The sequence below is a fragment of the Flavobacterium collinsii genome (assembly GCF_946903285.1).
Taxonomy (GTDB): domain Bacteria; phylum Bacteroidota; class Bacteroidia; order Flavobacteriales; family Flavobacteriaceae; genus Flavobacterium; species Flavobacterium collinsii.
The window spans coordinates 4,777,331-4,804,023 of sequence record NZ_OX336425.1 but is presented as its reverse complement, the minus strand read 5'-3'; the positions used below and the strand labels follow the sequence as shown (position 1 = coordinate 4,804,023).

Below are 26,693 nucleotides of genomic sequence, written 5' to 3'. Positions count from 1 at the left end.
AGAATCTAAAATCAACAATCTAAAATGAAGCTTACCATACTTGGCTGTTATGCCGCAACCCCCAGAACAATTACCAACCCGACATCGCAGGTTTTAGAGATTAAAAATAGAATGTTTTTAATTGATTGTGGTGAAGGAACTCAGGTACAATTACGCAAGAACAAAATTAAATTCTCTAAAATAAATCATATTTTTGTTTCGCATTTGCATGGAGATCACTTTTTTGGTTTGATTGGAACGATCTCAACTTTTGCACTTTTAGGCCGTACAACTGATTTACATATTTATGGTCCAAAAGGAATAAAGGAAATTATTACTTTGCAATTGAGATTGTCGAATTCCTGGACAACTTATGATTTGTTTTTTCATGAATTGGAATCAACAGAAAGCGAGGTTATTTTTGAAGACAACAGAGTTATTGTAAAAACAATTCCACTAAAACACCGTGTATATACGAACGGATTTTTGTTTCAGGAAAAACCCGGTGATCGAAAATTAAATGTAGAGGCTGTTCAGCAATATGACATTCATACGGCCTATTATCAAAAAATAAAAGGAGGTGGTGACGTTACACTTGATGACGGTACTGTGATAAAAAACGAAAAGCTGTCTTTTGACCCAATTCCTCCAATGAGTTATGCTTTTTGCTCGGATACAGTATATCATGAAGCGATACTTCCGTTAATAAAGGATGTTGATGTTTTATATCACGAATCTACCTTTTTGGAATCAGAGGCTGCATTAGCACTCAAAACGTTACATTCGACCGCAAAAGAGGCGGCGGCAATTGCACTTAAAGCAAACGCGAAACAATTGGTACTAGGGCATTATTCAACGCGATATGATGGTATCGAACGTTTTAAAGAAGAAGCTGAAACCGTTTTTCCAAACATCCTTTTAGGAGATGATGGGAGAAGTTTCGAGTTTTAAGTTGTAAAATGTAAATAGTTAATAGTGAAATGTAGATTATGGAATGTGAATGGTGAATAATGAAATGTAAAATAATTTAGGTTTTTTAGTCAATCAATAAACCACATTTCACAACCTACAATCTAAAATATAAAATCATGAACGATTTAAGCAATTATAGAAAATCTTACGAAAAGAGCGAATTATTAGAAACGAATATTCCTGAAGATCCAATTAATCTTTTTAACCGATGGTTTCATGAGGTGGAAGATTTCGGTGGAAGCGGAGAAGTCAACGCCATGACAGTTTCGACAATTGGACTGGACGGCTTTCCGAAATCCAGAGTGGTTTTGTTAAAAAAGTTTTCTGAGGAAGGTTTTATTTTTTATACCAATTATGATTCAGAAAAGGGAAAAGCAATTGCCGCGAATCCACATGTTTGTTTGTCTTTTTTTTGGCAGGAAATGGAACGTCAGGTAATCATAAAAGGAATTGCGACCCGAACAGCTGAGAACATATCCGATGGTTATTTTGATTCTCGTCCTGATGGAAGTAAATTGGGAGCGATTGTTTCGAAGCAAAGTGAAGTGATTCCGTCCCGAACTTTTCTGGAAGAGAATTTGAAAAAATTAGAGAAAGAATTTGAAGGAAAACAGATTCCGAGACCCGAAAATTGGGGAGGTTTTTTAGTAACTCCCTTAGAGGTAGAATTCTGGCAGGGGAGACCTAATAGATTACACGACAGGATTCGTTATCAGAGTCAATCTGATTTTTCGTGGAAGATTGAAAGATTATCTTCGTAGTTGTAGGAAAAATATATTTCATTATAGGTTTGTTATGTAGTTCATCGATTTTTTTTGTAGTTTAACGATATATTTGATATGTTTGAGTAAGAAAAAGAAACAGATCAATCTATCTAAATAAAGAGTTTAAAGGATTTGCCCCAACATCTACTTTAAAAATTAAACTACTATGTGATTATGAAAAAGATGATGCATAACATGAGGTTCGTTGCAATGGTTGTCCTACTGGTTGCAATGAACTCCTGTTCAGCGGATAGTGCAGAGGCTACCGAAAACAGTACTACTGTTGAAGCTGTTGTTGCCAGCTACACTTACAATGATTCTGAAATCGAATCCATGAAACTTATCAATGATTATAGGGTAAGTGTCGGTCTGAATGCTCTGCAAAGAGTAAATCACGTTTCATTTAAATGTGAAGAGCATAACAAATACATGATCGCTAACAATGTGGTTGATCATAATGATTTTACTGCTCGTTCTAATAATATTATGAGTGTTTTAGGAGCTAAAAAAGTAGGTGAGAATGTAGCTTACAATTATAAAACTTCTGAAGCAGCTTTAAGAGCCTGGCTCGATAGCCCCGGGCATAAAGCAAATATTGAAGGAGATTATACCCATTTTGGTTTGTCGGTTTCAATTGATCCTCAAACAGGAAAAAAATACTATACAAACATCTTTGTAAAGATGTAAAGAAAATATTGGACTGGTTTAGTTTTTATTGGTCGTTGCAATTCTGGGAATTGCAACGATTTTTTTTGTTATCGATTGTTTAAATGTTTATTTTCCTACTTTTGTTTTTGTTTATAAAGGAGAATATTATGAATGAAATAATTAAAGATTATGTTGATAAAGGAATAGCTTTTGTCGAAAAACACAAAGAATATCTTATGTATGGTGATGATATTGCTAAAGATATGATTTATGAATTTGATTATAGTAGTACTAAGAGTAAATCTTCAAAAATGACTATGAGTCAAGAGAATGCTACCGGTGAACTTGTAGAGCTTTTGAAACCCACAGATAAAATATGGAAAGCAACGGATGGTACAATAACGGATAGTCAAATTATTGAAATAGAAAACCAATTTGATATTAGATTTCCGAACTCTTATAAAGAATATCTAAAGTATAAACATTTCTATGCTATTTTTTTGAATTCGGATATCAGACTTTATCCGAAACCTTCTAGTAACTGGCAAAATATATTAGTAGAAAATAATGAGGAAATGAAGGAGTATTTATTAGATATTGGATTTTTTGCTATTGGGGATTATATAGATTATGGTATTGTTTGTTTTGATTTTAGAAATGGTAGAGAAGAAGCAAAAGTTGTATTTGTCGATTGCGGAAATATGGAAATAGAGGTTTTAGCAGAAAATTTTATTAGTCTTTTAGAGAATGGGCTAAAATTAAAAGAACCTGTTTTAAGTGAATTAAAACTATGGCAAAAAAAGATGTATGGTATGATCTAATTTATTTAGGTACTTCCTGTGATAAAAAAAAGCTACCTATATGGCAGCTTTTTTTATTTACATCTGTTTTTTAGAAATTACAATTCCGTAATAATAAATTCGCTTCTTCTGTTCATTTGATGTTGTTCTTCTGTACACGGTACACCATCAGAACAGCCATTTACCAGTTGGGTCTCGCCATATCCTTTTCCGGTTAGCCTGTTTTTGGCAACACCATTTTTAACCAGCCATGCTATAGTCGATTTTGCTCTTCTGTCAGATAAGGCTGCATTGTATTGGTGCGTAGCGCGGCTGTCTGTATGTGAACGAATATCAAGTTTCATATTTGGATGACTGTTTAATACATCAAGTATTTTCTCCAGATCCAGTGCAGCTTCGGTACGAATATTTGATTTGTCCAGATCAAAGTAGATCATTTTAATTCCAAAGCATTTTCCTAAATCATCACCAACAGCGACTTTGCAGGTTGCTTTGTCCAAAGCAATAGGAAGACTGGTTTTTCCGGTGAGTTTTCCAATAGTAATGTTTATTTCTTTGGTTGTATAATCCTCTTTTTCGGCTCTTACATTATACGTTTTTCCGCATTCGACGGGAAAGCTGTAAAAACCTGCTGCGTCCGAAATGGTATTGCTTTTTATAGCTCCCTGATTGTCATACAATGTTAGTTTCGTATTTGGTAAAATTGCTAATGTTTCGGCATCTGTAATAACTCCATTTAACTCTTGTATACATTGAAGTCTTCGGGTTTCCAGGAATTTATAAATATCGTCAGAACCCTGTCCACCATCTTTATTAGAGCTGAAATAACCTCTTCGGGAAGCGGGATCAATAATGTAGGCAAAATCATCTTTCGGCGAATTGACATCTGCTCCAAGATTCTGTATACTACTTATGGTTCCGTTGTCTTCAATTTTACCCACAAAAACATCCAGACCTCCTAGACCGGGATGTCCGTCGGAAGCAAAGTAAATTTCATTTTCACTGGTCACATACGGAAATGTTTCTTTTCCCTGGGTGTTAATGACTTTGCCTAAATTCTGAGGCGTGCCGTAACTGTCATCACCGTTGATGCTCACTTTATAAATATCTGATTGGCCTACAGTTCCGGGCATGTCAGAGGCAAAGTAAAGCGTTTTTTCATCAGGACTCAATGTTGGATGCGCAGTACTGTAATTATCACTATCAAAAGGAAGTGTGGTTATGTTGGTCCATTTTCCGTTTTCAAGAGTAGCTTTGTATATTTTGATTAAAGTAATTTTGTTATCATCTTTTCCTTTTTTTCCATTGATGTAGTTGTTTCGCGTAAAATAAACCGTTTTTCCGTCTTTTGTAAAAGCGGGAGAAGATTCGTGAAACTTTGTGTTGAGGGATGTTTTAAATTTATTGACCTTAACAACGCTGTTGGAAGCAGGGTCAGTGTCGGCAAAATACAAATTAGTAAAATACTCTCCGGTCCATTTGTGTTTACGTTGTGAAAAGTTTCCGGTATCTCTGGCAGAGGCAAAGTATATTTTACCATTATACACAAAGGAACTGTAGTCGGAGTATTTAGAATTGATTCCGGCATCTTCGATTTTGTATCGACCTGAATTGGCTTTAATTTTATCAAGATAGTTTACATCTTCGGTGTATAATTTCGCTCTGTCGTCGTTTTTGGATTTAGCCGAAAATTCTTCCATGATTTTAGCAGCCTTAGCTGTTTGCCCGGTTGATTTCAAACATTGTGCATATCGATAGTAATACTCAGGCTCGACAACGGTATTCATGGCAAATAATTCACCATACCATTTCGCGGCTGCTTCAAAGTTAGAGTTGAAGTAGTAAGAATTTCCGAGCTTCTTAAACAAATCGTCTGATTTGTATCCTTTATCGGCTACACGTTCGTAGGTTTTAATAGCGTTGATATACGCATAATTATCGTAATTTTTATCAGCAGTATTAATTTTCGATTGTTGCGCATAACTGCCTGATGAAAAAGAACAGATAATTGTTAAGCAAAGGAGTATATAATTTTTCATAATCATTAATTTTTAGAAGAAACGTGGCGTTGTCATTTTACCATTGTTTTTGAAGAATTCGTAACGCAGGAATATCTCATGTGATCCTGAATTATAGTTGTTCAGGCGGGTGGTTTCACGATCGTAACCATAACCAAGATAAAGACCGTCGGTTATTTGAAATCCTACCATGGCGCTTATCGAAGCACTCCAACGATACGCTAGTCCAACCACAAGCTTGTCCATAAACATAAAGTTTGCAGAAACGTCTACCTGAAGCGGTGCTCCCTCAACCATTTTGGTCAGTAAGGCAGGTTTGAACTTGATGTATTGGTATTGGTCTAAATCAAACACATAACCGGCTATTAAGTAATAATTGATTTTATCTTTATAAATGGCATAGTCATTATCATCAAACCGATTGGTTTCGATAAAATTGGGTACAGACAAACCGATATAAGCTTTATCAGAATGCCAATAGACTCCAGCTCCCACATTTGGTGAAAACTTATTGTTTAGATCCTGAAACTGTGGATCTCCCTGACTCTCCGGATTTAATTTGCTGATATCGAGATTGAACAGGTTTGCTGTTCCTTTAATACCAAATGAAAGTTTAAAATCGGCTGAGGTCTGAACAGTATAAGAGAGGTCGACAGAAATGTTATTTTCATTGGTTGGACCAATTTTGTCGTTTACTAAAGAGGCTCCTACTCCTAGATTACTGTTGTTTATAGGGCTATTTACAGAGAAAGCACTGGTTTCAGGTGCCCCGTCGAGTCCAACCCATTGGGTGCGGTACAATCCAAAAACACTTAAAGCTCCTCGTGATCCGGCATAAGCAGGATTGATGTTTATAGTATTGTACATGTATTGCGTAAATTGTGCGTCCTGTTGGGCATAACCAGCAATTGTTACAAACATAATGACGAAGAAAAATAATTTTGTTCTCATAGTGGTATTTATTATTTTCATTAGTACTACTTTTTCATCAATTAAAATCGAAAAAAAGCCTATGCATTTGTATATTCAAAAATAAGGATTTTTTTATTAATTAATCGTAAAAAGCTTCTTTATGTGTTTGTGATGCAATAGGATATATTTTTTATTTCTTATTTTGATAGATATAAGTACCCATCTTTTTTATTGTTTTGAAGTACATTATTTCCGTCCAACGATTTATAATTAATAATATAGAAATAAGTTCCTGTTGGCAGTCCATCAGATTGTTTGACTGTAGTTCGGCCTCTTGAAATTCCATCAAAGGCATTGGTTTGATTGTTGTAATTATGTGTTTCAAATACCAATACTCCCCAGCGGTTATAAATTTCTACATCATTCTCAGGATAACAAGTGGTGTCGTCAATACTGTCTATTTTGAAGATATCATTGATTCCGTCTCCATTAGGTGAGAAGGCGTTGTGAACCACTACGCTTCCACAGGCAAGTACTTTACAATCATCATTTATTTCCATATTCAGTACAATGCTTTTTGGACAGCTCGTATCAGGTATTTTGTACTCGAATGTATAATTACCTATTGCGAGACCTAAAGGATTGAGATCATTTCCTTGTATACTTCTGGTATTATTGTTGTCCACCCAGGTTCCGTTAGAAGGAGTGTTTTCTGGTAACAGGGATAGTAGGTTAATGATAGTTGAATCATCGTTACAGGCTTTACTGCTAATATTAGTTACTAAATTAGGAATTGCAATGATTGTTACAGTTGCAGTTGCGGTACACGTTTGATTTGCATTATTTACAGGGGATGTTGCTGTAAGGGTGTAGGTTCCAACTGGTAAATTGGTATTTCCAACAATTTCGTTGTTAGCGTTTCTAATAACAACAGTCGAACCAGCGCTATTGGTTACCAGGATTGAACCACTTTTTCCGTCCAGACAGTTTACATTCGTAGCAACTCCGCTTACAGAAACTTTATTGGCTACTGTAAAGGTTTGTACCAATACAGTTTTATTTCCTGCACAATCGGTTAGAGTATAGCTTCTGGTCAGGATGTAAGGATTACCGTCGCAGCCGCTTCCGCCATTGTTTGTGTCATTTACCGTAATGTTTACTGTACTGCTGCAATTATCCTTAGCGTCTTTGATGTCACTTGAATTTCCAGCAGGAATATCGGCGATAGTTTGCAAATTGGCCACATTAAGAGGAGCTGTTCCTGTAGGTGGAGTGGTGTCTCTAACGGTTATAATTTGAGTGTAAGAAATTGTATTTCCGCCACAATCACTGGTCGTCCATTTACGGGTTAAAGTATAATTTGTAGCACATTGATTCTCAGTATTACTTTTTGTTTCGCTGAAAACAATTGGTAAGTTACCATTACAATTATCAGAGGCTTCCATATTTGCGGGCTGCGGAACAGCATCACAAGAAACAGTAATGTCGGTAGGTAACGTTCCGGTAAAGGTTGGTTTAGAAGTATCCTGAATGGTAATCACTTGCGTGAAAGTATCAGAAGTATTTCCACAATCGTCTTTTACTGTCCAGGTGTTGGTATAGGTTCCTGTATTAGAACAACCCTGAGAGGCTACAAAAGCACCGCTTACTTTTACAATGTTTGAAACATTGGTGTCGCAAGCATCAGTCGCAGTTGGGAACAAGGCTTGCGCAGAAGTTAAAGCTGTTGTGTCACTACATTCTATAGTTTTGTCTAAAGAAGCAGTTTGAGTAGACCATATTGGTTTAGAAGTATCCTGAATGGTAATCACTTGCGTGAAAGTATCAGAAGTATTTCCGCAATCGTCTTTTACCGTCCAGGTGTTGGTATAGGTTCCTGAATTGGCACAGCCCTGAGAGGCTACAAAAACACCGCTTACTTTTACAATGTTTGAAACATTGGTGTCGCAAGCATCAGTCGCAGTTGGGAACAAGGCTTGTGCAGAAGTTAAAGCTGTTGTGTCACTACATTCTATAGTTTTGTCTAGAGAAGCAGTTTGAGTAGACCATGTTGGTTTAGAAGTATCCTGAATAGTAATCACTTGCGTGAAAGTATCAGAAGTATTTCCGCAATCGTCTTTTACTGTCCAGGTGTTGGTATAGGTTCCCGCATTAGCACAACCCTGAGAGGCTACAAAAGCACCGCTTACTTTTACGATGTTTGAAACATTGGTGTCGCAAGCGTCAGTGGCAGTTGGAAACAAGGCTTGTGCAGAAGCTAAGCCCGCTGCATCACTACATTCTATAGTTTTGTCTAAAGAAGTAGTTTGAGTAGACCATGTTGGTTTAGAAGTATCCTGAATGGTAATCACTTGCGTGAAAGTATCAGAAGTATTTCCGCAATCGTCTTTTACTGTCCAGGTGTTGGTATAGGTTCCCGCATTAGCACAACCCTGAGAGGCTACAAAAGCACCGCTTACTTTTACGATGTTTGAAACATTGGTGTCGCAAGCGTCAGTGGCAGTTGGAAACAAGGCTTGTGCAGAAGCTAAGCCCGCTGCATCACTACATTCTATAGTTTTGTCTAAAGAAGTAGTTTGAGTAGACCATGTTGGTTTAGAAGTATCCTGAATGGTAATCACTTGCGTGAAAGTATCAGAAGTATTTCCGCAATCGTCTTTTACTGTCCAGGTGTTGGTATAGGTTCCCGCATTAGCACAACCCTGAGAGGCTACAAAAGCACCGCTTACTTTTACAATGTTTGAAACATTGGTATCGCAAGCATCAGTGGCAGTTGGGAACAAGGCTTGTGCAGAAGTTAAAGCTGTTGTGTCACTACATTCTATAGTTTTGTCTAAAGAAGCAGTTTGAGTAGACCATGTTGGTTTAGAAGTATCCTGAATAGTAATCACTTGCGTGAAAGTATCAGAAGTATTTCCGCAATCGTCTTTTACTGTCCAGGTGTTGGTATAGGTTCCCGCATTAGCACAACCCTGAGAGGCTACAAAAGCACCGCTTACTTTTACGATGTTTGAAACATTGGTGTCGCAAGCGTCAGTGGCAGTTGGGAACAAGGCTTGTGCAGAAGCTAAGCCCGCTGCATCACTACATTCTATTGTTTTGTTTAAAGAAGCAGTTTGAGTAGACCATGTTGGGGCAGAAATATCTTGTACAACAATAACTTGACTAACGGGAAGAGAAATATTTCCACAAGCATCAACAGCAGTCCAGGTTCTGGTTTGAGTGTAAGAACCGGCACATCCGCCTGGAGTAATAACATCTTTATAGGTTAATGATGAAATCACGCCATTGTTATCCGTTGCAGTTGCAGTTGCAAATACAGGTGTTGTAGGACAATTAATAGTAGAACTTTGTGGTAGCGGATCTATTATTGGTTTGATAGAATCTCCATCAATAATAGTAACCGTTTTCGTTATTGTACAGGAGTTCGCATCTGTTGCAGTTACAGTATATGTTCCGGCAACAAGTGCATTTGCTGTAGCAGCTGTTCCACCAGATGGAGACCATAAGTAAGTATAACCTGGAGTTCCACCGGAAACAGTAATGGTAGCAGATCCTGTATTGTCACCTCCGCAGCCTACATTGGTTTGTGAAGTAGTGGCCGTTAGTACGGTTGGCTCTGTTATGGTAACTGTTTTGGTAATGGTACAAAGGTTGGCATCTTTAATAGTTACCGTATAAGTTCCAGCCGCTAAATTAGAAGCTGTTGCTGCTGAACCACCTGATGGTGCCCAGGAGTAAGTATACGCTCCGGTTCCTCCGGCAGCAGTCACTGTCGCAGAACCTGTTGCTCCGGCATTACAAGCTACATTGGTTTGTGTAGTTGTAGCGGTCAAGGTAGTTGGCTCTGTTATGGTAACGGTTTTAGTAATGGTACAAAGATTAGCGTCTTTAATAGTCACGGTATAAGTTCCTGCGGCTAAATTCGAAGCTGTTGCTGCTGAACCTCCAGATGGTGCCCAAGAGTAAGTATAAGCTCCGGTTCCTCCGGCAGCAGTTACTGTTGCAGAACCTGTAGTTCCGGCATTACAAGCGACATTGGTTTGTGTAGTTGTAGCGGTTAGTGCAGTTGGTTCTGTTATGGTTACTGTTTTAGTAATGGTACAAAGGTTTGCATCTTTAATAGTCACCGTATACGTTCCAGCCGCTAAATTAGAAGCTGTTGCTGCTGATCCACCTGATGGTGCCCAGGAGTAGGTATAGGCTCCGGTTCCTCCAGCAGGAGTTACGGTTGCAGAACCTGTAGTTCCGGCATTACAAGCCACATTGGTTTGTGTAGTTGTGGCGGTCAAAGCGGCTGGTTCTGTTATGGTAACGGTTTTAATAAGAGTACAAAGGTTGGCATCTTTAATAGTCATGGTATAAGTTCCCGCTGCTAAATTAGAAGCAGTTGCTGCTGAACCGCCTGATGGTGCCCAAGAGTAAGTATAACCAGGAGTTCCTCCGGCAACAGTTACGGTTGCAGAACCTGTTGTTCCGGCATTACAAGCCACATTGGTTTGTGAGGTTGTTGCGGTCAAAGTAGACGATTCCGTGATGGTAACGGTTTTAGTAATGGTACAAAGGTTGGCATCTTTAATAGTTACCGTATAAGTTCCAGCCGCTAAATTAGAAGCTGTTGCTGCTGAACCACCTGATGGTGCCCAGGAGTAAGTATACGCTCCGGTTCCTCCGGCAGCAGTCACTGTAGCAGAACCTGTTGCTCCCGCATTACAAGCCACATTGGTTTGTGTAGTTGTAGCGGTCAAGGCAGTTGGCTCTGTTATGGTAACAGTTTTAGTAATGGTACAAAGATTAGCGTCTTTAATAGTCACGGTATAAGTTCCTGCGGCTAAATTAGAAGCTGTTGCTGCTGAACCTCCAGATGGTGCCCAGGAATAGGTATAAGCTCCGGTTCCTCCGGCAGCAGTTACTGTTGCAGAACCTGTAGTTCCGGCATTACAAGCGACATTGGTTTGTGTAGTTGTAGCGGTTAGTGCAGTTGGTTCTGTTATCGTTACTGTTTTAGTAATGGTACAAAGGTTGGCATCTTTAATGGTCACGGTATAAGTTCCGGCTGCTAAATTCGAAGCTGTTGCTGCTGAACCACCTGATGGTGCCCAGGAGTAGGTATAGGCTCCGGTTCCTCCGGCAGGAGTTACGGTTGCAGAACCTGTAGTTCCGGCATTACAAGCGACATTGGTTTGTGTAGTTGTAGCGGTTAGTGCAGTTGATTCTGTTATCGTTACTGTTTTAGTAATGGTACAAAGGTTGGCATCTTTAATAGTCACCGTATACGTTCCAGCCGCTAAATTAGAAGCAGTTGCTGCTGATCCACCTGATGGTGCCCAGGAGTAGGTATAGGCTCCGGTTCCTCCGGCAGGAGTTACGGTTGCAGAACCTGTTGTTCCAGCATTACAAGCCACATTGGTTTGTGTAGTTGTAGCGGTCAAAGCGGTTGGTTCTGTTATGGTAACGGTTTTAATAAGGGTACAAAGGTTGGCATCTTTAATAGTCACGGTATAAGTTCCCGCTGCTAAATTAGAAGCAGTTGCTGCTGAACCGCCTGATGGTGCCCAAGAGTAAGTATAACCAGGAGTTCCTCCGGCAACAGTTACGGTTGCAGAACCTGTTGTTCCGGCATTACAAGCCACGTTGGTTTGTGAGGTTGTTGCGGTCAAAGTAGACGATTCCGTGATGGTAACGGTTTTAGTAATGGTACAAAGGTTGGCATCTTTAATAGTTACCGTATAAGTTCCAGCCGCTAAATTAGAAGCTGTTGCTGCTGAACCACCTGATGGTGCCCAGGAGTAAGTATAGGCTCCGGTTCCTCCGGCAGCAGTCACTGTCGCAGAACCTGTTGCTCCGGCATTACAAGCTACATTGGTTTGTGTAGTTGTAGCGGTCAAGGCAGTTGGCTCTGTTATGGTAACGGTTTTAGTAATGGTACAAAGATTAGCGTCTTTAATAGTCACGGTATAAGTTCCTGCGGCTAAATTCGAAGCTGTTGCTGCTGAACCTCCAGATGGTGCCCAGGAGTAAGTATAGGCTCCGGTTCCTCCAGCAGGAGTTACGGTTGCAGAACCTGTAGTTCCGGCATTACAAGCGACATTGGTTTGTGTAGTTGTAGCGGTTAGTGCAGTTGGTTCTGTTATCGTTACTGTTTTAGTAATGGTACAAAGGTTGGCATCTTTAATAGTCACCGTATACGTTCCGGCCGCTAAATTCGAAGCTGTTGCTGCTGAACCTCCAGATGGTGCCCAGGAGTAAGTATACGCTCCGGTTCCCCCGGCAGCAGTTACGGTTGCAGAACCTGTAGTTCCGGCATTACAAGCTACATTGGTTTGTGTAGTTGTAGCGGTTAGTGCAGTTGGTTCTGTAATCGTTACTGTTTTAGTAATGGTACAAAGGTTTGCATCTTTAATAGTCACCGTATACGTTCCAGCCGCTAAATTCGAAGCTGTTGCTGCTGATCCACCTGATGGTGCCCAGGAGTAGGTATAGGCTCCGGTTCCCCCGGCAGCAGTTACGGTTGCAGAACCTGTAGTTCCGGCATTACAAGCCACATTGGTTTGTGTGGTTGTAGCGGTCAAGGCATTTGCAGGTTCGGTAATGGTAACCGTTTTAGTGATGGTGCAAAGATTAGCATCTTTAATGGTCACGGTATACGTTCCCGCGGCTAAATTAGAAGCTGTTGCTGCCGATCCGCCTGATGGTGCCCAAGAGTAAGTGTAAGCTCCTGTTCCTCCGGCAGGAGTCACGGTTGCAGAACCTGTTGTTGCAGATGTGCAAAGCACGTTGGTTTGCGTAGTGGTTGCAGTCAAGGCATTTGCAGGTTCGGTAATGGTTACTGTTTTAGTAATGGTACAAAGGTTTGCATCTTTAATCGTTACAGTATATGTTCCGGCCGCTAGATTCGAAGCTGTCGCTGCTGAACCACCTGATGGTGCCCAAGAGTAAGTGTAAGCTCCTGTTCCTCCGGCAGGAGTCACGGTTGCAGAACCTGTTGTTGCAGATGTACAAAGCACGTTGGTTTGCGTAGTGGTTGCAGTCAAGGCATTTGCAGGTTCGGTAATGGTAACCGTTTTAGTGATGGTGCAAAGATTAGCATCTTTAATGGTCACGGTATACGTTCCTGCGGCTAAATTCGAAGCTGTCGCTGCCGATCCGCCTGATGGTGCCCAAGAGTAAGTGTAAGCTCCTGTTCCTCCGGCAGGAGTCACGGTTGCAGAACCTGTTGTTGCAGATGTACAAAGCACGTTGGTTTGCGTAGTGGTTGCAGTCAAGGCAGTTGCAGGTTCGGTAATGGTAACCGTTTTAGTGATGGTGCAAAGATTAGCATCTTTAATGGTTACGGTATACGTTCCGGCGGCTAAATTAGAAGCCGTTGCAGCTGATCCACCTGATGGTGCCCAGGAGTATGTATACGCTCCGGTTCCTCCGGCAGGAGTCACGGTTGCAGAACCTGTTGTTGCAGATGTACAAAGTACGTTGGTTTGCGTAGTGGTTGCAGTCAAGGCATTTGCAGGCTCTGTAATGGTAATTGTTTTGGTGATCGTACAAAGATTAGCATCTTTAATAGTTACGGTATAAGTTCCCGCTGCTAAATTCGAAGCTGTTGCTGCCGATCCGCCCGATGGTGCCCAGGAATAGGTATAAGCTCCGGTTCCTCCCGTTGGAGTAACAGTTGCAGAACCTGTTGTTGCTGATTTACAAAGTACGTTGGTTTGTGTGGTGGTAGCGGTTAGCGCCGTTGGTTCCGTAATCGTAACCGTTTTGGTTATTGTACAAAGATTCGCATCTTTAATCGTTACGGTATAAGTTCCGGCTGCTAAATTAGAAGCTGTTGCCGCCGATCCGCCCGATGGTGCCCAGGAATAGGTGTAAGGTCCGGTTCCTCCGGCAGGAGTCGCGGTTGCAGAACCTGTAGTTCCGGCATTACAAAGTACGTTGGTTTGCGAAGTGGTTGCAGTCAAGATAGCTGCAGGCTCCGTAATAATTATTTGTTTGGTACCGGTACATCCTTTTGAATCAGTAGCGGTTACAGTATAAGTTCCTGCGGCTAAATTCGAAGCCGTTGCTGCGGATCCACCTGATGGTGCCCAGGAATAGGTATAAGGTGCAGTTCCTCCTGTGGCAGTTACGGTCGCTGATCCGGTTGTCGTTCCTTTACATTTTACATCAGCATGTGAAGCAGCAGTTTCGGTAATCACAATATTGGTCTGACTCACAACAACCGGTTTCGTATCTGAACAGCCCGATTGTGTATTTGAACCTTTAATGTAATAAGTTCCTACTGGCGCTACAGTTGGAGTGGTATAAGGAATAGTTGCTGCAGCATCCTGCCAGTAACTATAAGTAAGTCCTGCAGTACTTCCTGCAGTAACTGCTGGTAAAGTAAGGTTTGCTGTGCCATTAACACATACAGGAGCAGGATTAGTAATAACCAAAGTATTTGTAGCAAAACTTTTTGCTTTCAAAAACACACCGGCATCCCATTTTTGATCCGATGCATCGGCAATAGCCATTTTTATTTTGTAATTATTTCCCGGTGTAACAGCATAAGTAGCAGTAAGAACAACAGTAGAACCATCATACTCCATAGTGGTAGAAGCAGGAGGATTGTTCAAATAGTAAGTGTCGTTTACTGCCGGGAACGAAACATTATTAACGTTGGTTCCAGCGGAGTGTATGTTGTTTATGGTTACCGCATCACCGTTTGGCAATTGGGCGAGATTAATAGCATTGTTGGTATAAGTACCGCTAATTCCAGGGCCGCTTAAAAAGAACCCAAAAGCATCATTGAACGCTGTATTTACATATTCGAGATACTCTTCTGATGCAAATATAAATTTGAACTCCACAAGATTTCCATCCGGTATAAAATTAAATTCCAATATAGAAGCATCGTGCATCGTTCTGCCTGAGATCGCCGTTAAATCCTGATCACTTGCCTCATTTACCATTTCGTCCGATTTATTGGTATAGGTGTTCGGTCCCATGGCAGAGCTAATTTTTCCTGTAGATAAAAGAATTCCCTCGTCTATTGGGAATGTTGAAGTTCCTTTGCTGTAGTACCCTAATTGTCGGTCTCCGGCAGTAGAAGACCAGGTGTGGTCTACCCAGGTCCAGGTGTTGTTATTGTTTTTTCTGTAATAACCGTAACGAACATTGCTAATCGTCAAACAACCGGATGTTAGCACATTACGAACAAGCTGATCTGCATTATAACCATTGTAACCTGCAGAAGGATTAGCGACATCAATTGAACCGGCAACAGCTGCCAGTGCACTAACAGCTTCTGTTGTGGCTACTGTTTTTGCTGTCTTAGAAGTTGTCTTATTGGAAGGAATAGTATTTCCAATCCTAACAGGGATTATTTCCTGAGCAACAATTGCGGAAGAATACATTACGAATCCTAAAATTAAAATTAAAAATGATTTTAAACTAATTTTAGAAAAGACATCGTGTTGAATGTTTTTGTGAAACGGGAAAATATACTTACCACTTTTAATGAAATTTCCCACTTCTTGTAGAGTAGTTTTAGTTTTCATATTTTAGGATTTTGTTTTTGAAGTACTTGTGATATTTTAACAGAATCAAAGTTATAACGTGTAATTACTTTTGATTTTTTTTCTCCGTAACTAACCTAAAAACTCGTTGAAGTGTATTTTTTTTGTTAAATAAGGGGGTGAAAAACACTTTTTTTTGCCATTTTCGACAAAAAACAGAGGCTGATTTTTTATTTTATTTATTAAAAAGATAGTTTTTAAAACTGTTTAAATGGTTAATAATCAATTATTTGGTTAATTTTTTATGAATATGAAAAATATCGATTAACTGTTTAATTTAATAGATGAAGAACACTTTTTGTTAAATAAGGAAGTTTTCCTTTGTTAAGGATTTAAGATTTTTAGTTTTCGGTTCGTTGTTAAAAATTTTGTTGAAATGTTAACAGAAATAAAAAAAAGAGAAGGTTTAAGATTTCTTTTGTAAATTAGAAGTTCAATAAAAAACAACCTCTTTTAATGGGGTTTGTAAACCTTACTGCTTATGAAAAACTTAATTTTAATACGCCATGCAAAATCAAGTTGGGAAGCCCCGTTAAAAGATTTCGACAGACCTTTGATGAAAAAAGGCATTTTAGATGCACATGAAGTATCGGCTACTATTTCAAAATTTCTTCCTAAAACCTATATTATGTGGAGTAGTACTGCGGCGAGGGCTTTAGAAACGGCGCTTATTTTTGCGCAAAATATTTCTTATCCTATAGAAAGTATCGTATATAAAGACGACCTTTATACCTTTGATGATAAACAGCTCGAAAAAGTTATCAAATCATGTGATAATAGTTTCGAAAGCGTTATTCTTTTCGGACATAACGAGGCTATTACAAATTTTGTTAATAAATTTGGGGATGTTTTTATCGAAAATGTACCTACTTCAGGCTTTGTATCACTACAGTTTGATGCTGATAGTTGGAACACCATTAATAAAGGTAAAACTCATAAAACAATTTTCCCCAAAGATTTAAAATAAATATAGTGTACGAACAGAAATATATCGATAGAGAAAAAAGTTGGTTGGCGTTTAATGCAAGAGTACTTCAGGAAGCTGGAGATAATTCGGTTCCACTTTTAGACAGACTACGTTTTGTTGGAATTTTTTCAAACAATTTAGATGAATTTTTCAGGGTTCGCTACGCTGCAATTCGAAGATTAAGTCTTTCCGGGATTTCCGGAGAAAAATATTTGGGAGGAGTTTCGGCACACCAATTAATTAAAGACATTACCGAAATTGTTATTCAGCAGCAATCCGAAAGTTTGCGTATTTTAGGTAATATCGAAGCAGAGCTGGAAGCCGAAAATATCTTTATTATCAACGAAGATCAAATTACAAAAGATCAGGAGAGCTATCTGAAAGACTTTTTTGTACAAAAATTAAGTCCCGAATTGGTGACCATCATCTTGAATGATCTGGCTGAATTTCCGGTTCTTAAAGATACCTTAGGATATTTGGCTGTGCGCCTGGAAATGAACACCAATAATGAAGTTCGTTATGCTGTTATTGAAATTCCAAAAACAATAAACAGATTTGTAGTTTTGCCGTCAGATGATGATAAGCAATATGTGATATTGATTGACGATGTGATTCGTTACAACCTGAAGAATATCTTTAATATTTTTGATTATAAAAGTGTCTCGGCGCACATGATCAAAATTACGCGTGATGCCCAGTTGGACATCGACAGTGATTTGAGTAAGAGTATGCTCGAAAAAATTGCAACATCTGTAAAAGACAGAAGAATAGGGGAGCCTGTTCGTTTTATTTACGATAATTTAATCGAAGAAGATACTTTGCGTTTCTTTTTGGATAAAATGAAAATTGTAGAAACCGATAGTATAATTCCGGGTGGACGTTATCACAACAGACGTGATTATATGAGTTTTCCTAATTTAGGAAGATATGATTTATTGTACAAGCCAAACGAACCTTTGCCAATTCCGGGTTTGAGTTTAGAAGGCAGTATTTTGGAAAAAATCAGTAAAAAAGATTATTTGCTGCATGCTCCATACCAGTCATTTTCTTATCTGACAAAATTTTTGCGCGAAGCTGCTTTAGATCCGAAAGTAACCAGTATAAAAATTACGTTATACCGTTTGGCAAAGAACTCACAGATTATCAGTTCTTTGATTAATGCAGCGAAAAATGGTAAAAAAGTAACCGTTCAAATCGAGCTTCAGGCACGATTTGATGAGGCATCTAATATTTCCTACGCCGAGCAAATGCAGACAGAAGGAATTGATCTTATTTTTGGAATAAAAGGCTTAAAAGTACACAGCAAAATTTGTGTCATCGAAAGAGTAGAAGACAGTAAAACACGTCGCTACGGCTTTATATCAACCGGGAATTTTAACGAATCAACGGCCAAAATTTATACAGATGTAACTTTGTTTACCTGTCATCAGCAAATTTTGAAAGATATCTCTAAAATATTCGAATTTTTTGATATCAATTACAGAGTGCACCGATACAAACATTTAATTGTGTCCCCACATTATACCCGAACAAAATTTATCAAATTGATCGACCGTGAAATTCTGCATGCACTGGCTGGCAGAAAAACACATATAAAATTAAAAATGAACAGTTTATCTGATTTTAAAATGATTGATAAATTGTACGAAGCCAGTAATGCAGGAGTTAAAATTCAGCTTCAGGTAAGAGGAATTTGTTCTTTGATCCCGGGAATTCCGGGTATGAGCGAAAACATTGAAGCTATAAGTATAGTCGACAATTATCTGGAACATTCAAGAGTTTATATTTTTGGAAATGCAGGATTAACAGAAGTGTATATTTCATCGGCCGATTTCATGACCCGAAACCTTGACGGAAGAGTTGAAGTTACCTGTCCAATTTATGATCTTGCAATAAAGAAAGAACTAGTAGACAATTTCAATATTGCCTGGAAAGGGAATGTCAAAGTGAGATATCATTCCTATAAATTAGACAATAAGTATAAGCCTAGAAATCATCATGCTCCATTTAGAGCGCAGTTTGAAACTTATAAATATTATCAAAATAAAATAATGGTTCAGGAAGAAGTCGTATAACGTATCAATTAATAAAAACAATAAAATAAAATCATAAGTGAGCATGATTAATATAAGGAAATTTGCAGCGATAGATATTGGATCCAATGCCATGAGGCTACTGATATCAAATGTTGTAGAACAAGATGGAAAAGAACCGCAGTTTAACAAAAGTTCACTTGTTCGTGTGCCAATTCGTTTGGGACAAGATGCCTTTACCGTAGGAGAAATTTCAGCAGAGAATATAGATCGAATGGTAGATGCTATGAAAGCATTTAACCTTTTGATGAAAGTACATAAAGTAGAACGTTATATGGCGTTTGCAACTTCGGCGATGCGCGAGGCATATAATGCGAAGGAAGTTGTAGCTTTGATCAAGAAAAAAGCCGACATAAAAATCGAAATTATTGATGGTAAAAAAGAAGCTGCAATTATAGCTTCTACAGATTTACATCATTTACTAAAAACAGATGAAACTTATCTTTTTGTGGATGTAGGAGGAGGAAGTACCGAATTTACTTTGTTTTCTGATGGAAAAATGATCAATTCCAGATCTTTCAAAGCCGGAACCGTTCGTTTGTTAAATAATATGGTACACGATGTGGTCTGGGATGAAATCGAAAAATGGATCAAAACCAATACCGAAGATTATGAAGAAGTAACTTTGATCGGTTCGGGAGGAAACATCAATAAATTGTTTAAAATGTCTGGAAAACAGCAGGAAAAACCACTTTCATACATTTACATCAATTCACAATATGCTTTTTTGAACTCTTTAAGTTACGAGCAAAGAATCGCCGAGTTAGGTCTGAATTCAGATCGCGCCGACGTAATTATTCATGCCACCAGAATTTATCTGAATGCCATGAAATGGAGTGGTGCACGCCAGATTTATGTTCCAAAAATTGGACTTTCAGATGGAATCGTAAAAGCAATGTATTACGGTAAAATTTAGGGATATCAACTAATTTTTTTGCCACGACCCGAGTGATAGCGAACAGATAAAGCATTTTTACGAATTTTCACCCAAAATAAATTCGTGGAAATTTGTGGCGTTTTTTTATTAATACTAAAATTGATTTTCAATGAATAAAACCAGACTTGAGGCTTTTAGTGATGGTGTTTTGGCTATCATTATAACCATTATGATTTTAGAAATTAAAGTACCGGCAGGTCATGAATTTGCCGATTTAAAACCACTGATTCCTAAGTTTCTAAGTTATGTTCTGAGTTTTGTTTATGTTGGTATTTATTGGAACAATCACCATTATTTAATTCATAGTCTGGGTAAGGTTAATGGAAAAATTCTTTGGGCCAATTTGCATTTACTATTTTGGCTTTCCTTAATTCCTGTGGCAACCGGTTGGATGGGCGAACATAACTTTGCCAAAGCATCTATGGCTTTGTATGGTACTGTCTTATTGTTGTGTTCAATTGCATATTTTATTTTACAGCGCATTATAATTCTCAATGAAGGTGCAAATTCGACCCTGGCAAAAGCGATAGGGCGAGATGTAAAAGGGCATACTTCTTCAGTTTTGTATATTTTGGGAATTGTATTTTCGTTTTATAACGAATGGATTTCGGGGGCAGCTTATTTTATCGTTGCTTTATTATGGCTTATTCCGGACAAGAGAATAGAAAGGATTTTTGCTTCTAAAAATTAATTCATTTCAGGAATATCATGAAATCAGTTTTTCAGTCCATTAAGAATTTACCGCAGGATGTATTAGATCAGTTAGATGATTTAATTACAGTCCGAAAACTTAAAAGAGGCGATTTTCTATTGAAAGAAGATCAGGTTTGTAATGAAATTGTTTTGATCAAAAAAGGAATTTTAAGATCATTCTTTTTTAATCACCAAGGCAATGAAATAACGAATTGTTTCGCTTTTGAAAATGAATTTATGGGTTCGTTTTCGAGTTTCATAACGCAAAAAGTTGCAGAAGAAAATATTCAGGCACTTACAGATACTGAAATCGAGGTGATACAAAAAGAGGGAATAGAGAAACTTTACAGCTCAAGTATTTACTGGCAGGAAGTAGGTCGTAAAATTGCCGAAATTGAATATGTTACGTTGCAAAAAAGAATGATTTCTTTTCAAAAATTGTCAGGAACCCAGCGTTATGAAGAGCTTTATCAAAATCATAAAAATTACATTCAACAAATTCCTCTTCAATATTTGGCCTCTTATTTAGGTGTTACACCAAGGCATTTAAGCCGAATCCGGAAAGCAATTTTATAGGACATTTGTCCGGTTTCTATAAGGAGTTTCCTCGTTATTTTTGTTTCAAACAAATGTACTAATGAGGAAAAATATTTTAATAATTGGTGGAACAGGATTAGTAGGTAAAGTTATTTTACGCATCCTTAAAGGAAGGAATTTTGATTATAAGGTCTTTATCGGGAGCCGTAATCCAGGAAAAAACGGAAGTGCTTTAGTAGTAGATGTGAACAATCCAGACACCTTTACTGCAATTACAGATCATAAGATCGATTTGATTGTAATGTGCGCAAAAGATAGTAGTAATAAAATCTTGCAGTTTGCTATACAAAATGGTTTGGATTATCTTGATATTACAAAACCGACTCCGGATTTAATGGCTGCATATGATTTTGCTAAAGTGAATAAACAAAAAAATGAAAGCCGAATCGTTTTTAGTTCGGGCTGGATGGGTGGAATTGTCAGTAGTTTGGTCGGTCTTGTTGAACCCGATACTTCTAAAATTAAGGAAACAAATCTGTATATTTATTATTCGATCAAAGATTTGGCCGGGAAAAGCTCTGCCCATTTTTTAGCGGAAAATGTGTGTAAGCCCTTTGTGGTTTATGAGAACGACAAATCTAAAAATGTCAGACATTTTTCTGACTCAGAAAATTTTAATTTTTCATTTGGAATAGGAAAACGACAAGTTTACAATCTTGATGTTCCGGATTTATTCATTTTAAATCAGATTGAAAAAATACCAACCGTTTCGGTTAAGATGACTTATAATTCTAAAATAGTTACGCGTTTCATGGGATATCTCCAAGGACTAAAAGTGTTTAATATCATGTCATTAAAAGAAAGGCAGCTTTTGTTTGGTTCGAGCGGAAAAGGAGATCAAACGATTTTTGAAGTCATAGTTAAAACTCAGAACAAAACAAAGCGCATCAGTTTGCAGAGTTTAAAAGGTCAGGCAGAATTAACAGCATTTTCGGCAGTTTTGCATGTCGAAAGGCTATTGAGCGAAAGTGTCGCAGAAGGAATTTACTTTAGCCACCAAATACACTCATCTGCCGAAATTTACGAAGCGTTGACCAGTTACAGCACCATTAGTATTAATATAAGCTAATTGAATATGAAAAAGATTCTTGTTATCAATGGTCACCCCAATCCGTCCAGTTTTAATTTTGCGCTGGCAGAATCGTATCTCAAAGGAGTAATTGCGTCTAAAGCGGAAGTAGATACGATTACAATTGCGAAGCTCAACTTCAATCCGAATTTACAGTTTGGTTATCAAAAGCGCACCGAATTAGAGCCCGATTTGTTAGAGTCTTGGGAGAAAATAAAAAAAGCAGATCATTTAGTCTGGATTCATCCGGTTTGGTGGGGTGGATTGCCCGCGATTACAAAAGGTTTTATTGATCGGTTGTTTCTGCCGGGTATGGCTTTCCAGTACCGTGAAAACTCGGTTTGGTGGGATAAGTTGTTAAAAGGAAAAACGGCTCATATTATCACGACCTTAGATCAGCCTGGCTGGTACTACAGATTGTTTTATGCAAGACCGAGTGTCAATCAGTTGAGGAAGGCTACTTTAGAATTCTGTGGAATAAAACCTGTAAAGGTGAGTTATATTGGAATTATAAAGACAGCCGATGAATCACAAAGGAAAAAATGGTTGCAAAAAGTATATAATTTCGGGGTGCAGCATAAATAAAAACTAGGTGTGTAAATCCAATCCAAATGTAGTGCGTAAAAGGTCTATATTTGGGTTGATTTCCATCAGACGATTGTATCGGTCCTGATCGTTAAGACTGCGTTTAACTTCGATCGCTTCATTAACATTAACCTCAATTGTAATATCGTGATTGTGTAAATGTCCTTTTAGATGGCCTAAAAGGCCATGAATCTGACCTTCAAAATCTAGTTTAGAACCTTCATTTGGTAATTCAAAAGTAATAGTTGTGCCGTTTAACTTTGGGTCGTTGATCAACAATAACGACTGCATGATTTTGTGTCCTTTATCGCCTAGACGCTGTGCATATTTGTTCCATTGCACTAACATTTCAGTCTCTGTAAATTCTTCTGTTGGCATTACAGAAGTTGGTTTTACATAAGTTTTATTGGCCGCTTCTAATTCTTTTTTCTTGCGGATGCTTGATAAAGAAAAGGCAGAAACTTTTGGTTCTGTGCTTAATTCAGGTTTTGAGATTGGAGGCGCTTCAGGTTTTGGAGCTGAAGCTGTGTCGTCGTTTTTTGAAGTTTCGGTTCCGGGTACAGTCGTTTGGGGAGTTTCTGTCTTTGGAGTTTTAACTTCAACGATAGAATATCCGCCATTTTTATAATAAGTGGGAGGAATTATGAATTGCTCAACTTTTTTTTTTCTCCATCAAAATTGATAGAGGCCAACTGCATTAGGCATAACTCGACTAAAAGGCGTTGGTTTTGACTTAGTTTGTACTTTAAATCACAGTCATTGGCAATGTCGATTCCTTTTAACAGAAAATCCTGCGAGCATTTTTGTGCCTGAACTCCATACATTTGCTGGGCTTGTTCACCTACTTCAAGTAAAGCGATCGTAGCAGGAGTTTTACTTACCAGTAAATCTCTGAAATGAGAAGCAAGTCCTGCAATAAAATGATGTCCATCAAAACCTTTTGCGAGTATGTCGTTGTAGGCTAGTAAAAGATCCGGGATTTTATTTTCTAAAAGTAAATCGGTGATGCTAATGTAAGTTTCGTAATCTAAAACGTTTAGATTTTCGGTTACGGCCTGACGTGTTAAGTTAGTTCCGCAATACGAAACCACACGATCAAAAATAGATAAAGCGTCACGCATTGCACCATCAGCTTTTTGAGCGATAATGTGCAAAGCATCGTCTTCAAAATTGATTCCCTGACTTGCAGCAACATCTGCTAAATGTTCTTTAGCATCTTTTACCGTAATTCTTTTGAAATCAAAAATCTGACAACGAGATAAAATCGTTGGAATAATTTTGTGTTTCTCTGTGGTAGCCAGAATAAAAATGGCATGTTTTGGCGGTTCTTCCAATGTTTTAAGGAAAGCATTAAAAGCGGCCGAAGACAACATGTGAACCTCGTCAATAATATAAACTTTATATTGTCCGGTTTGTGGCGGGATTCGAACCTGATCGATCAGATTACGAATGTCATCAACAGAGTTGTTTGAAGCAGCATCTAACTCAAAAACGTTAAAAGCAAAATCTTCAGTAGGATCATCATATCCGGGCTGATTTATTTTTCGGGCCAGAATACGCGCGCAGGTTGTTTTACCAACACCACGTGGTCCCGTGAATAAAAGGGCAGAAGCAAGGTGATTGCTGTCTATAGCATTCAGCAAAGTGTTGGTAATGGCTTTTTGTCCCACTACATCCTTAAACGTCTGTGGGCGATACTTACGGGCCGATACTACAAATTGTTCCATATTCTATTTTATTCGATAGCAAATATAGGCTGAAAATTGCCAAATCACAAATCTGTAATTGATAAATGTTGGAGTTGTTTTTGAGTGTTTTGAATATGAGAAAGTAACGTTTTAGAATTTGAATTTTAGTATTGAAGAAAATGCGAAGAAGTATTTTTTTGCTCTTCATTTTTAACTTTTCGTTATGAAACTGATTTCGACCTATTTGTCAGAATTCAGGTTTAAATTTATATTTTTGATGAAATCCTTTAAGGGAATCTAAAACCAATTAAAATTGCCGGATATGAAATTATTTTTATCGACTTTGCTTTTGGTTACCACATTTATTGTAAAATCTCAAACTACAGCTGCAGGCAGTCCGGTGTATCAATTGCGGATTTATGAGATTTTTGAAAGTAATAAAAATCAGTTCCATGAACGTTTTCGGGATCACGCAATGCGTATCATGAAGAAGTATAATTTTAAAATCACCTCCATCTGGGAATCAAAATCAGACAAAAAAACAGAATTTGTTTATTTTCTGGAATGGCCGGACGAAACTACTATGAAAAAAGCTTGGGAAGGTTTTAAAGCAGATGAGGAATGGATCGCGATTAAAAAAGAATTTACTGCAAAATATGGTGATGTAGTTGGGAATATTGAAGATCGGATTTTGACAAAGACGAATTATTCGCCAAAATGATCTCTGTACTTTTTTCAAGGTCAGTTTAGAGAGTTTATATCCCTAAATTTATAGAAACTACTATTTAGGCAGCAAGTATGTTGTGGGTTCTGCTTAAAAGTATTTGAAACGCGCGTCTCGTTGGTAAGTTTAGCCGCAATCTCATTTTAACCCCTTAATTTTTATGAAAAACTATTTATTGGTAATTGCATTTGCATTTTTTTCGTTTACTCTTCAGGCGCAAACCGCTCAGGATTCGCTTGATATCAAACGTGTTGCTTTGGCTTATATCGTGGCACAGCATAATCCGAATCCTAAATTGATGGAAGGTGCTTTGCATCCCAGATTGGTAAAACGATCTGTTTTTAGAAGTAAAGCTGCTAAAAAAGATTATATCTCAGAATACTTTGCAGAGAACATGGTGATTCTGGCAGAGACTTACAATGCAAAAGGGGATAAGTTTCCGAAAAATCCAAGAAAAGAAGTGAAATTACTGGATGTCTCGGCACGAACAGCGTCTGTTAAATTGATTGCTGATGCCTGGATCGATTATATGCACATTGTAAAAACAAACGGAGAATGGAAGATTATAAATGTGCTTTGGCAATACAATGATGTAACGCAGCACGAGTAAATGATTAGATTTTTGTTTAGAGTAAAAACAAATTCATCATTTTTACTCTAAACAAAAAACATAATTTTCTTATGAAACCAAGTGCCCTAGCCCTGATAGGAGCGGTATCCTTTTTCTTGCTCCTTTAGCAAGGAAAAGATAAAGCGGATAGCAGGATTGGCTCCTGGAAATTATCTTCCTTTGATACTTAAATCAGATAAAAACTTTACCGTTTCCTGATCGGAGTCGGCAGAGAAACCTGCGACATAAACTCCTTTTTTTCCTGATGTTGATTTGATTCCGTATACAACTGCCTCATCGCCCGGGTCTGAATTCCCTTCGTATCGATACACATGAACAATTTCAAATTTTTCAGGATTCTTTTTTATCAGGTCTGAGTTTAAGTTAAAATCAAACGTGAATCCTTTTTCATTCAATTGATCTAAAGCTTTTGAAACAGTTGCGTAGTGATACATTCTTGTCATGATAATTGAATTTTAAAATTATGGATTTTAAAGATAACCAATTTAAAATTAAATTGTTATGAAAATGGGCCGAAAATCTAAAATTTAAAATCATTATTCTTAGTAGATAAATCGCTACTTTTGCCCCGCAGACCGCCTTATCGTCGTTCCGATTTATCGGAAGGGAGGAAAGTCCGGACACCACAGAGAAGCATAGCGGGTAACACCCGTCGGCGTTAGTAATAGCGTAAGGACAAGTGCAACAGAAAGTATGTACAGGTAATGCTGTAGTGAAACCAGGTAAACTCTATGCGGTGAAATACCAAGTATATCAGCATTTAAGGGCTTCTCGTCCGTTGTTGAAGGGTAGGTAGCTTGAGTCCTGTAGTAATACAGGATCTAGATAAATGATAAGGCTCTGATTTATCAGAGACAGAATCCGGCTTATAGGTCTGCATTTTTTTATATTTATGAAACGCTTTTATTCTTTTTTCATAAATGTGACCTCTTCAAAACAATAACACATAAAGTATCGGATTTACTGTTGCGAAAGCATCGATTTTTTTAAATAAGTGAATTGCTTTTTTTAAAATTGAAATTTAGGATTCAAAATTCACGTAATTTGTGGTAACCCCTTTTTAAT

20 protein-coding genes and 1 other RNA gene are annotated in these 26,693 nt (G+C 38.0%); 15 read left to right on the top strand and 6 right to left on the bottom strand.

Going from position 1 to position 26,693, the window contains the following annotated elements:
• The first annotated feature begins 24 nt into the window (after window positions 1-24).
• The 4 genes from OGZ34_RS19365 to OGZ34_RS19350 all read left to right on the top strand — a co-directional run bounded on the left by OGZ34_RS19365 (window position 25) and on the right by OGZ34_RS19350 (window position 3,184).
• Entirely contained in the window at window positions 25-930 is a 906-nt protein-coding gene (locus OGZ34_RS19365) for a ribonuclease Z (RefSeq protein WP_263361407.1), read from the top strand.
• 137 nt (window positions 931-1,067) lie between these two features.
• Complete coding sequence (pdxH, locus tag OGZ34_RS19360; RefSeq protein ID WP_263361406.1) at window positions 1,068-1,712, top strand: pyridoxamine 5'-phosphate oxidase; 645 nt, start codon at window positions 1,068-1,070, stop codon at window positions 1,710-1,712.
• Between the two features lie 177 nt (window positions 1,713-1,889).
• Window positions 1,890-2,402 carry a CAP domain-containing protein gene (locus tag OGZ34_RS19355; RefSeq protein WP_263361405.1) on the top strand — a complete coding sequence of 171 codons (513 nt, stop codon included), beginning with the start codon at window positions 1,890-1,892 and terminating at the stop codon, window positions 2,400-2,402.
• A 128-nt stretch (window positions 2,403-2,530) separates the two neighbouring features.
• Window positions 2,531-3,184 (top strand): SMI1/KNR4 family protein, encoded by a 654-nt coding sequence (locus tag OGZ34_RS19350; RefSeq protein ID WP_263361404.1) that lies wholly within the window; start codon window positions 2,531-2,533, stop codon window positions 3,182-3,184.
• Between the two features lie 77 nt (window positions 3,185-3,261).
• On the opposite strand, the gene OGZ34_RS19345 is transcribed toward OGZ34_RS19350, so the two are convergent.
• The 3 genes from OGZ34_RS19345 to OGZ34_RS19335 all read right to left on the bottom strand — a co-directional run bounded on the left by OGZ34_RS19345 (window position 3,262) and on the right by OGZ34_RS19335 (window position 15,626).
• A complete protein-coding gene (locus OGZ34_RS19345; RefSeq protein WP_263361403.1) occupies window positions 3,262-5,202 on the bottom strand; it encodes an OmpA family protein in 1,941 nt (646 codons plus the stop codon).
• 12 nt (window positions 5,203-5,214) lie between these two features.
• On the bottom strand, window positions 5,215-6,132 hold the full coding sequence (locus OGZ34_RS19340; RefSeq protein WP_173964609.1) for a PorP/SprF family type IX secretion system membrane protein: 918 nt from the start codon (window positions 6,130-6,132) through the stop codon (window positions 5,215-5,217).
• Between the two features lie 158 nt (window positions 6,133-6,290).
• Window positions 6,291-15,626 (bottom strand): choice-of-anchor L domain-containing protein, encoded by a 9,336-nt coding sequence (locus OGZ34_RS19335; RefSeq protein WP_263361402.1) that lies wholly within the window; start codon window positions 15,624-15,626, stop codon window positions 6,291-6,293.
• Window positions 15,627-16,125: 499 nt separating this feature from the next.
• On the opposite strand from OGZ34_RS19335, the gene OGZ34_RS19330 reads away from it, so the two are divergent.
• The 7 genes from OGZ34_RS19330 (at window position 16,126) to OGZ34_RS19300 (ending at window position 22,585) form a co-directional block, all read left to right on the top strand.
• Complete coding sequence (locus OGZ34_RS19330) at window positions 16,126-16,611, top strand: SixA phosphatase family protein (protein ID WP_173964568.1); 486 nt, start codon at window positions 16,126-16,128, stop codon at window positions 16,609-16,611.
• Between the two features lie 5 nt (window positions 16,612-16,616).
• On the top strand, window positions 16,617-18,686 hold the full coding sequence (gene ppk1 / locus OGZ34_RS19325) for a polyphosphate kinase 1 (protein WP_173964569.1): 2,070 nt from the start codon (window positions 16,617-16,619) through the stop codon (window positions 18,684-18,686).
• A 43-nt stretch (window positions 18,687-18,729) separates the two neighbouring features.
• A complete protein-coding gene (locus tag OGZ34_RS19320) occupies window positions 18,730-19,620 on the top strand; it encodes a Ppx/GppA phosphatase family protein (protein ID WP_173964570.1) in 891 nt (296 codons plus the stop codon).
• A gap of 130 nt (window positions 19,621-19,750) precedes the next feature.
• Window positions 19,751-20,332, top strand: coding sequence for a TMEM175 family protein (locus tag OGZ34_RS19315; RefSeq protein ID WP_173964571.1), 582 nt, complete (start codon window positions 19,751-19,753; stop codon window positions 20,330-20,332).
• Window positions 20,333-20,349: 17 nt separating this feature from the next.
• Complete coding sequence (locus OGZ34_RS19310; RefSeq protein ID WP_173964572.1) at window positions 20,350-20,910, top strand: Crp/Fnr family transcriptional regulator; 561 nt, start codon at window positions 20,350-20,352, stop codon at window positions 20,908-20,910.
• 61 nt (window positions 20,911-20,971) lie between these two features.
• Window positions 20,972-22,000: an NAD-dependent epimerase/dehydratase family protein gene (locus OGZ34_RS19305; RefSeq protein ID WP_263361401.1), complete on the top strand. Its 1,029-nt coding sequence runs from the start codon at window positions 20,972-20,974 to the stop codon at window positions 21,998-22,000.
• 6 nt (window positions 22,001-22,006) lie between these two features.
• On the top strand, window positions 22,007-22,585 hold the full coding sequence (locus OGZ34_RS19300) for an NAD(P)H-dependent oxidoreductase (protein WP_263361400.1): 579 nt from the start codon (window positions 22,007-22,009) through the stop codon (window positions 22,583-22,585).
• Window positions 22,586-22,588: 3 nt separating this feature from the next.
• Here OGZ34_RS19300 and OGZ34_RS19295 read toward each other — a convergent pair whose 3' ends face one another.
• Window positions 22,589-22,963, bottom strand: coding sequence for a DNA polymerase III (locus OGZ34_RS19295; protein ID WP_246253161.1), 375 nt, complete (start codon window positions 22,961-22,963; stop codon window positions 22,589-22,591).
• Between the two features lie 58 nt (window positions 22,964-23,021).
• On the opposite strand from OGZ34_RS19295, the gene OGZ34_RS19290 reads away from it, so the two are divergent.
• Window positions 23,022-23,213, top strand: coding sequence for a hypothetical protein (locus OGZ34_RS19290; RefSeq protein ID WP_263361399.1), 192 nt, complete (start codon window positions 23,022-23,024; stop codon window positions 23,211-23,213).
• A 13-nt stretch (window positions 23,214-23,226) separates the two neighbouring features.
• Here the strand turns inward: OGZ34_RS19290 and dnaX are convergent, their stop codons facing one another.
• Window positions 23,227-24,312 (bottom strand): DNA polymerase III subunit gamma/tau, encoded by a 1,086-nt coding sequence (gene dnaX / locus OGZ34_RS19285; RefSeq protein ID WP_263361398.1) that lies wholly within the window; start codon window positions 24,310-24,312, stop codon window positions 23,227-23,229.
• Between the two features lie 283 nt (window positions 24,313-24,595).
• Between dnaX and OGZ34_RS19280 the strand changes: the two genes are divergently transcribed.
• Both OGZ34_RS19280 and OGZ34_RS19275 read left to right on the top strand, forming a co-directional pair.
• The gene (locus OGZ34_RS19280) at window positions 24,596-24,994 is read left to right on the top strand and encodes an NIPSNAP family protein (protein WP_263361397.1); all 399 of its coding nucleotides are present in this window, start codon (window positions 24,596-24,598) and stop codon (window positions 24,992-24,994) included.
• 163 nt (window positions 24,995-25,157) lie between these two features.
• Entirely contained in the window at window positions 25,158-25,607 is a 450-nt protein-coding gene (locus OGZ34_RS19275; protein WP_263361396.1) for a nuclear transport factor 2 family protein, read from the top strand.
• A 170-nt stretch (window positions 25,608-25,777) separates the two neighbouring features.
• Here the strand turns inward: OGZ34_RS19275 and OGZ34_RS19270 are convergent, their stop codons facing one another.
• Window positions 25,778-26,071, bottom strand: a complete 294-nt coding sequence (locus OGZ34_RS19270; protein ID WP_173964579.1) for an SH3 domain-containing protein — start codon at window positions 26,069-26,071, stop codon at window positions 25,778-25,780.
• Window positions 26,072-26,195: 124 nt separating this feature from the next.
• On the opposite strand from OGZ34_RS19270, the gene rnpB reads away from it, so the two are divergent.
• Window positions 26,196-26,513: RNase P RNA component class A (gene rnpB / locus OGZ34_RS19265), an RNA gene on the top strand.
• Window positions 26,514-26,693 lie beyond the last annotated feature (180 nt).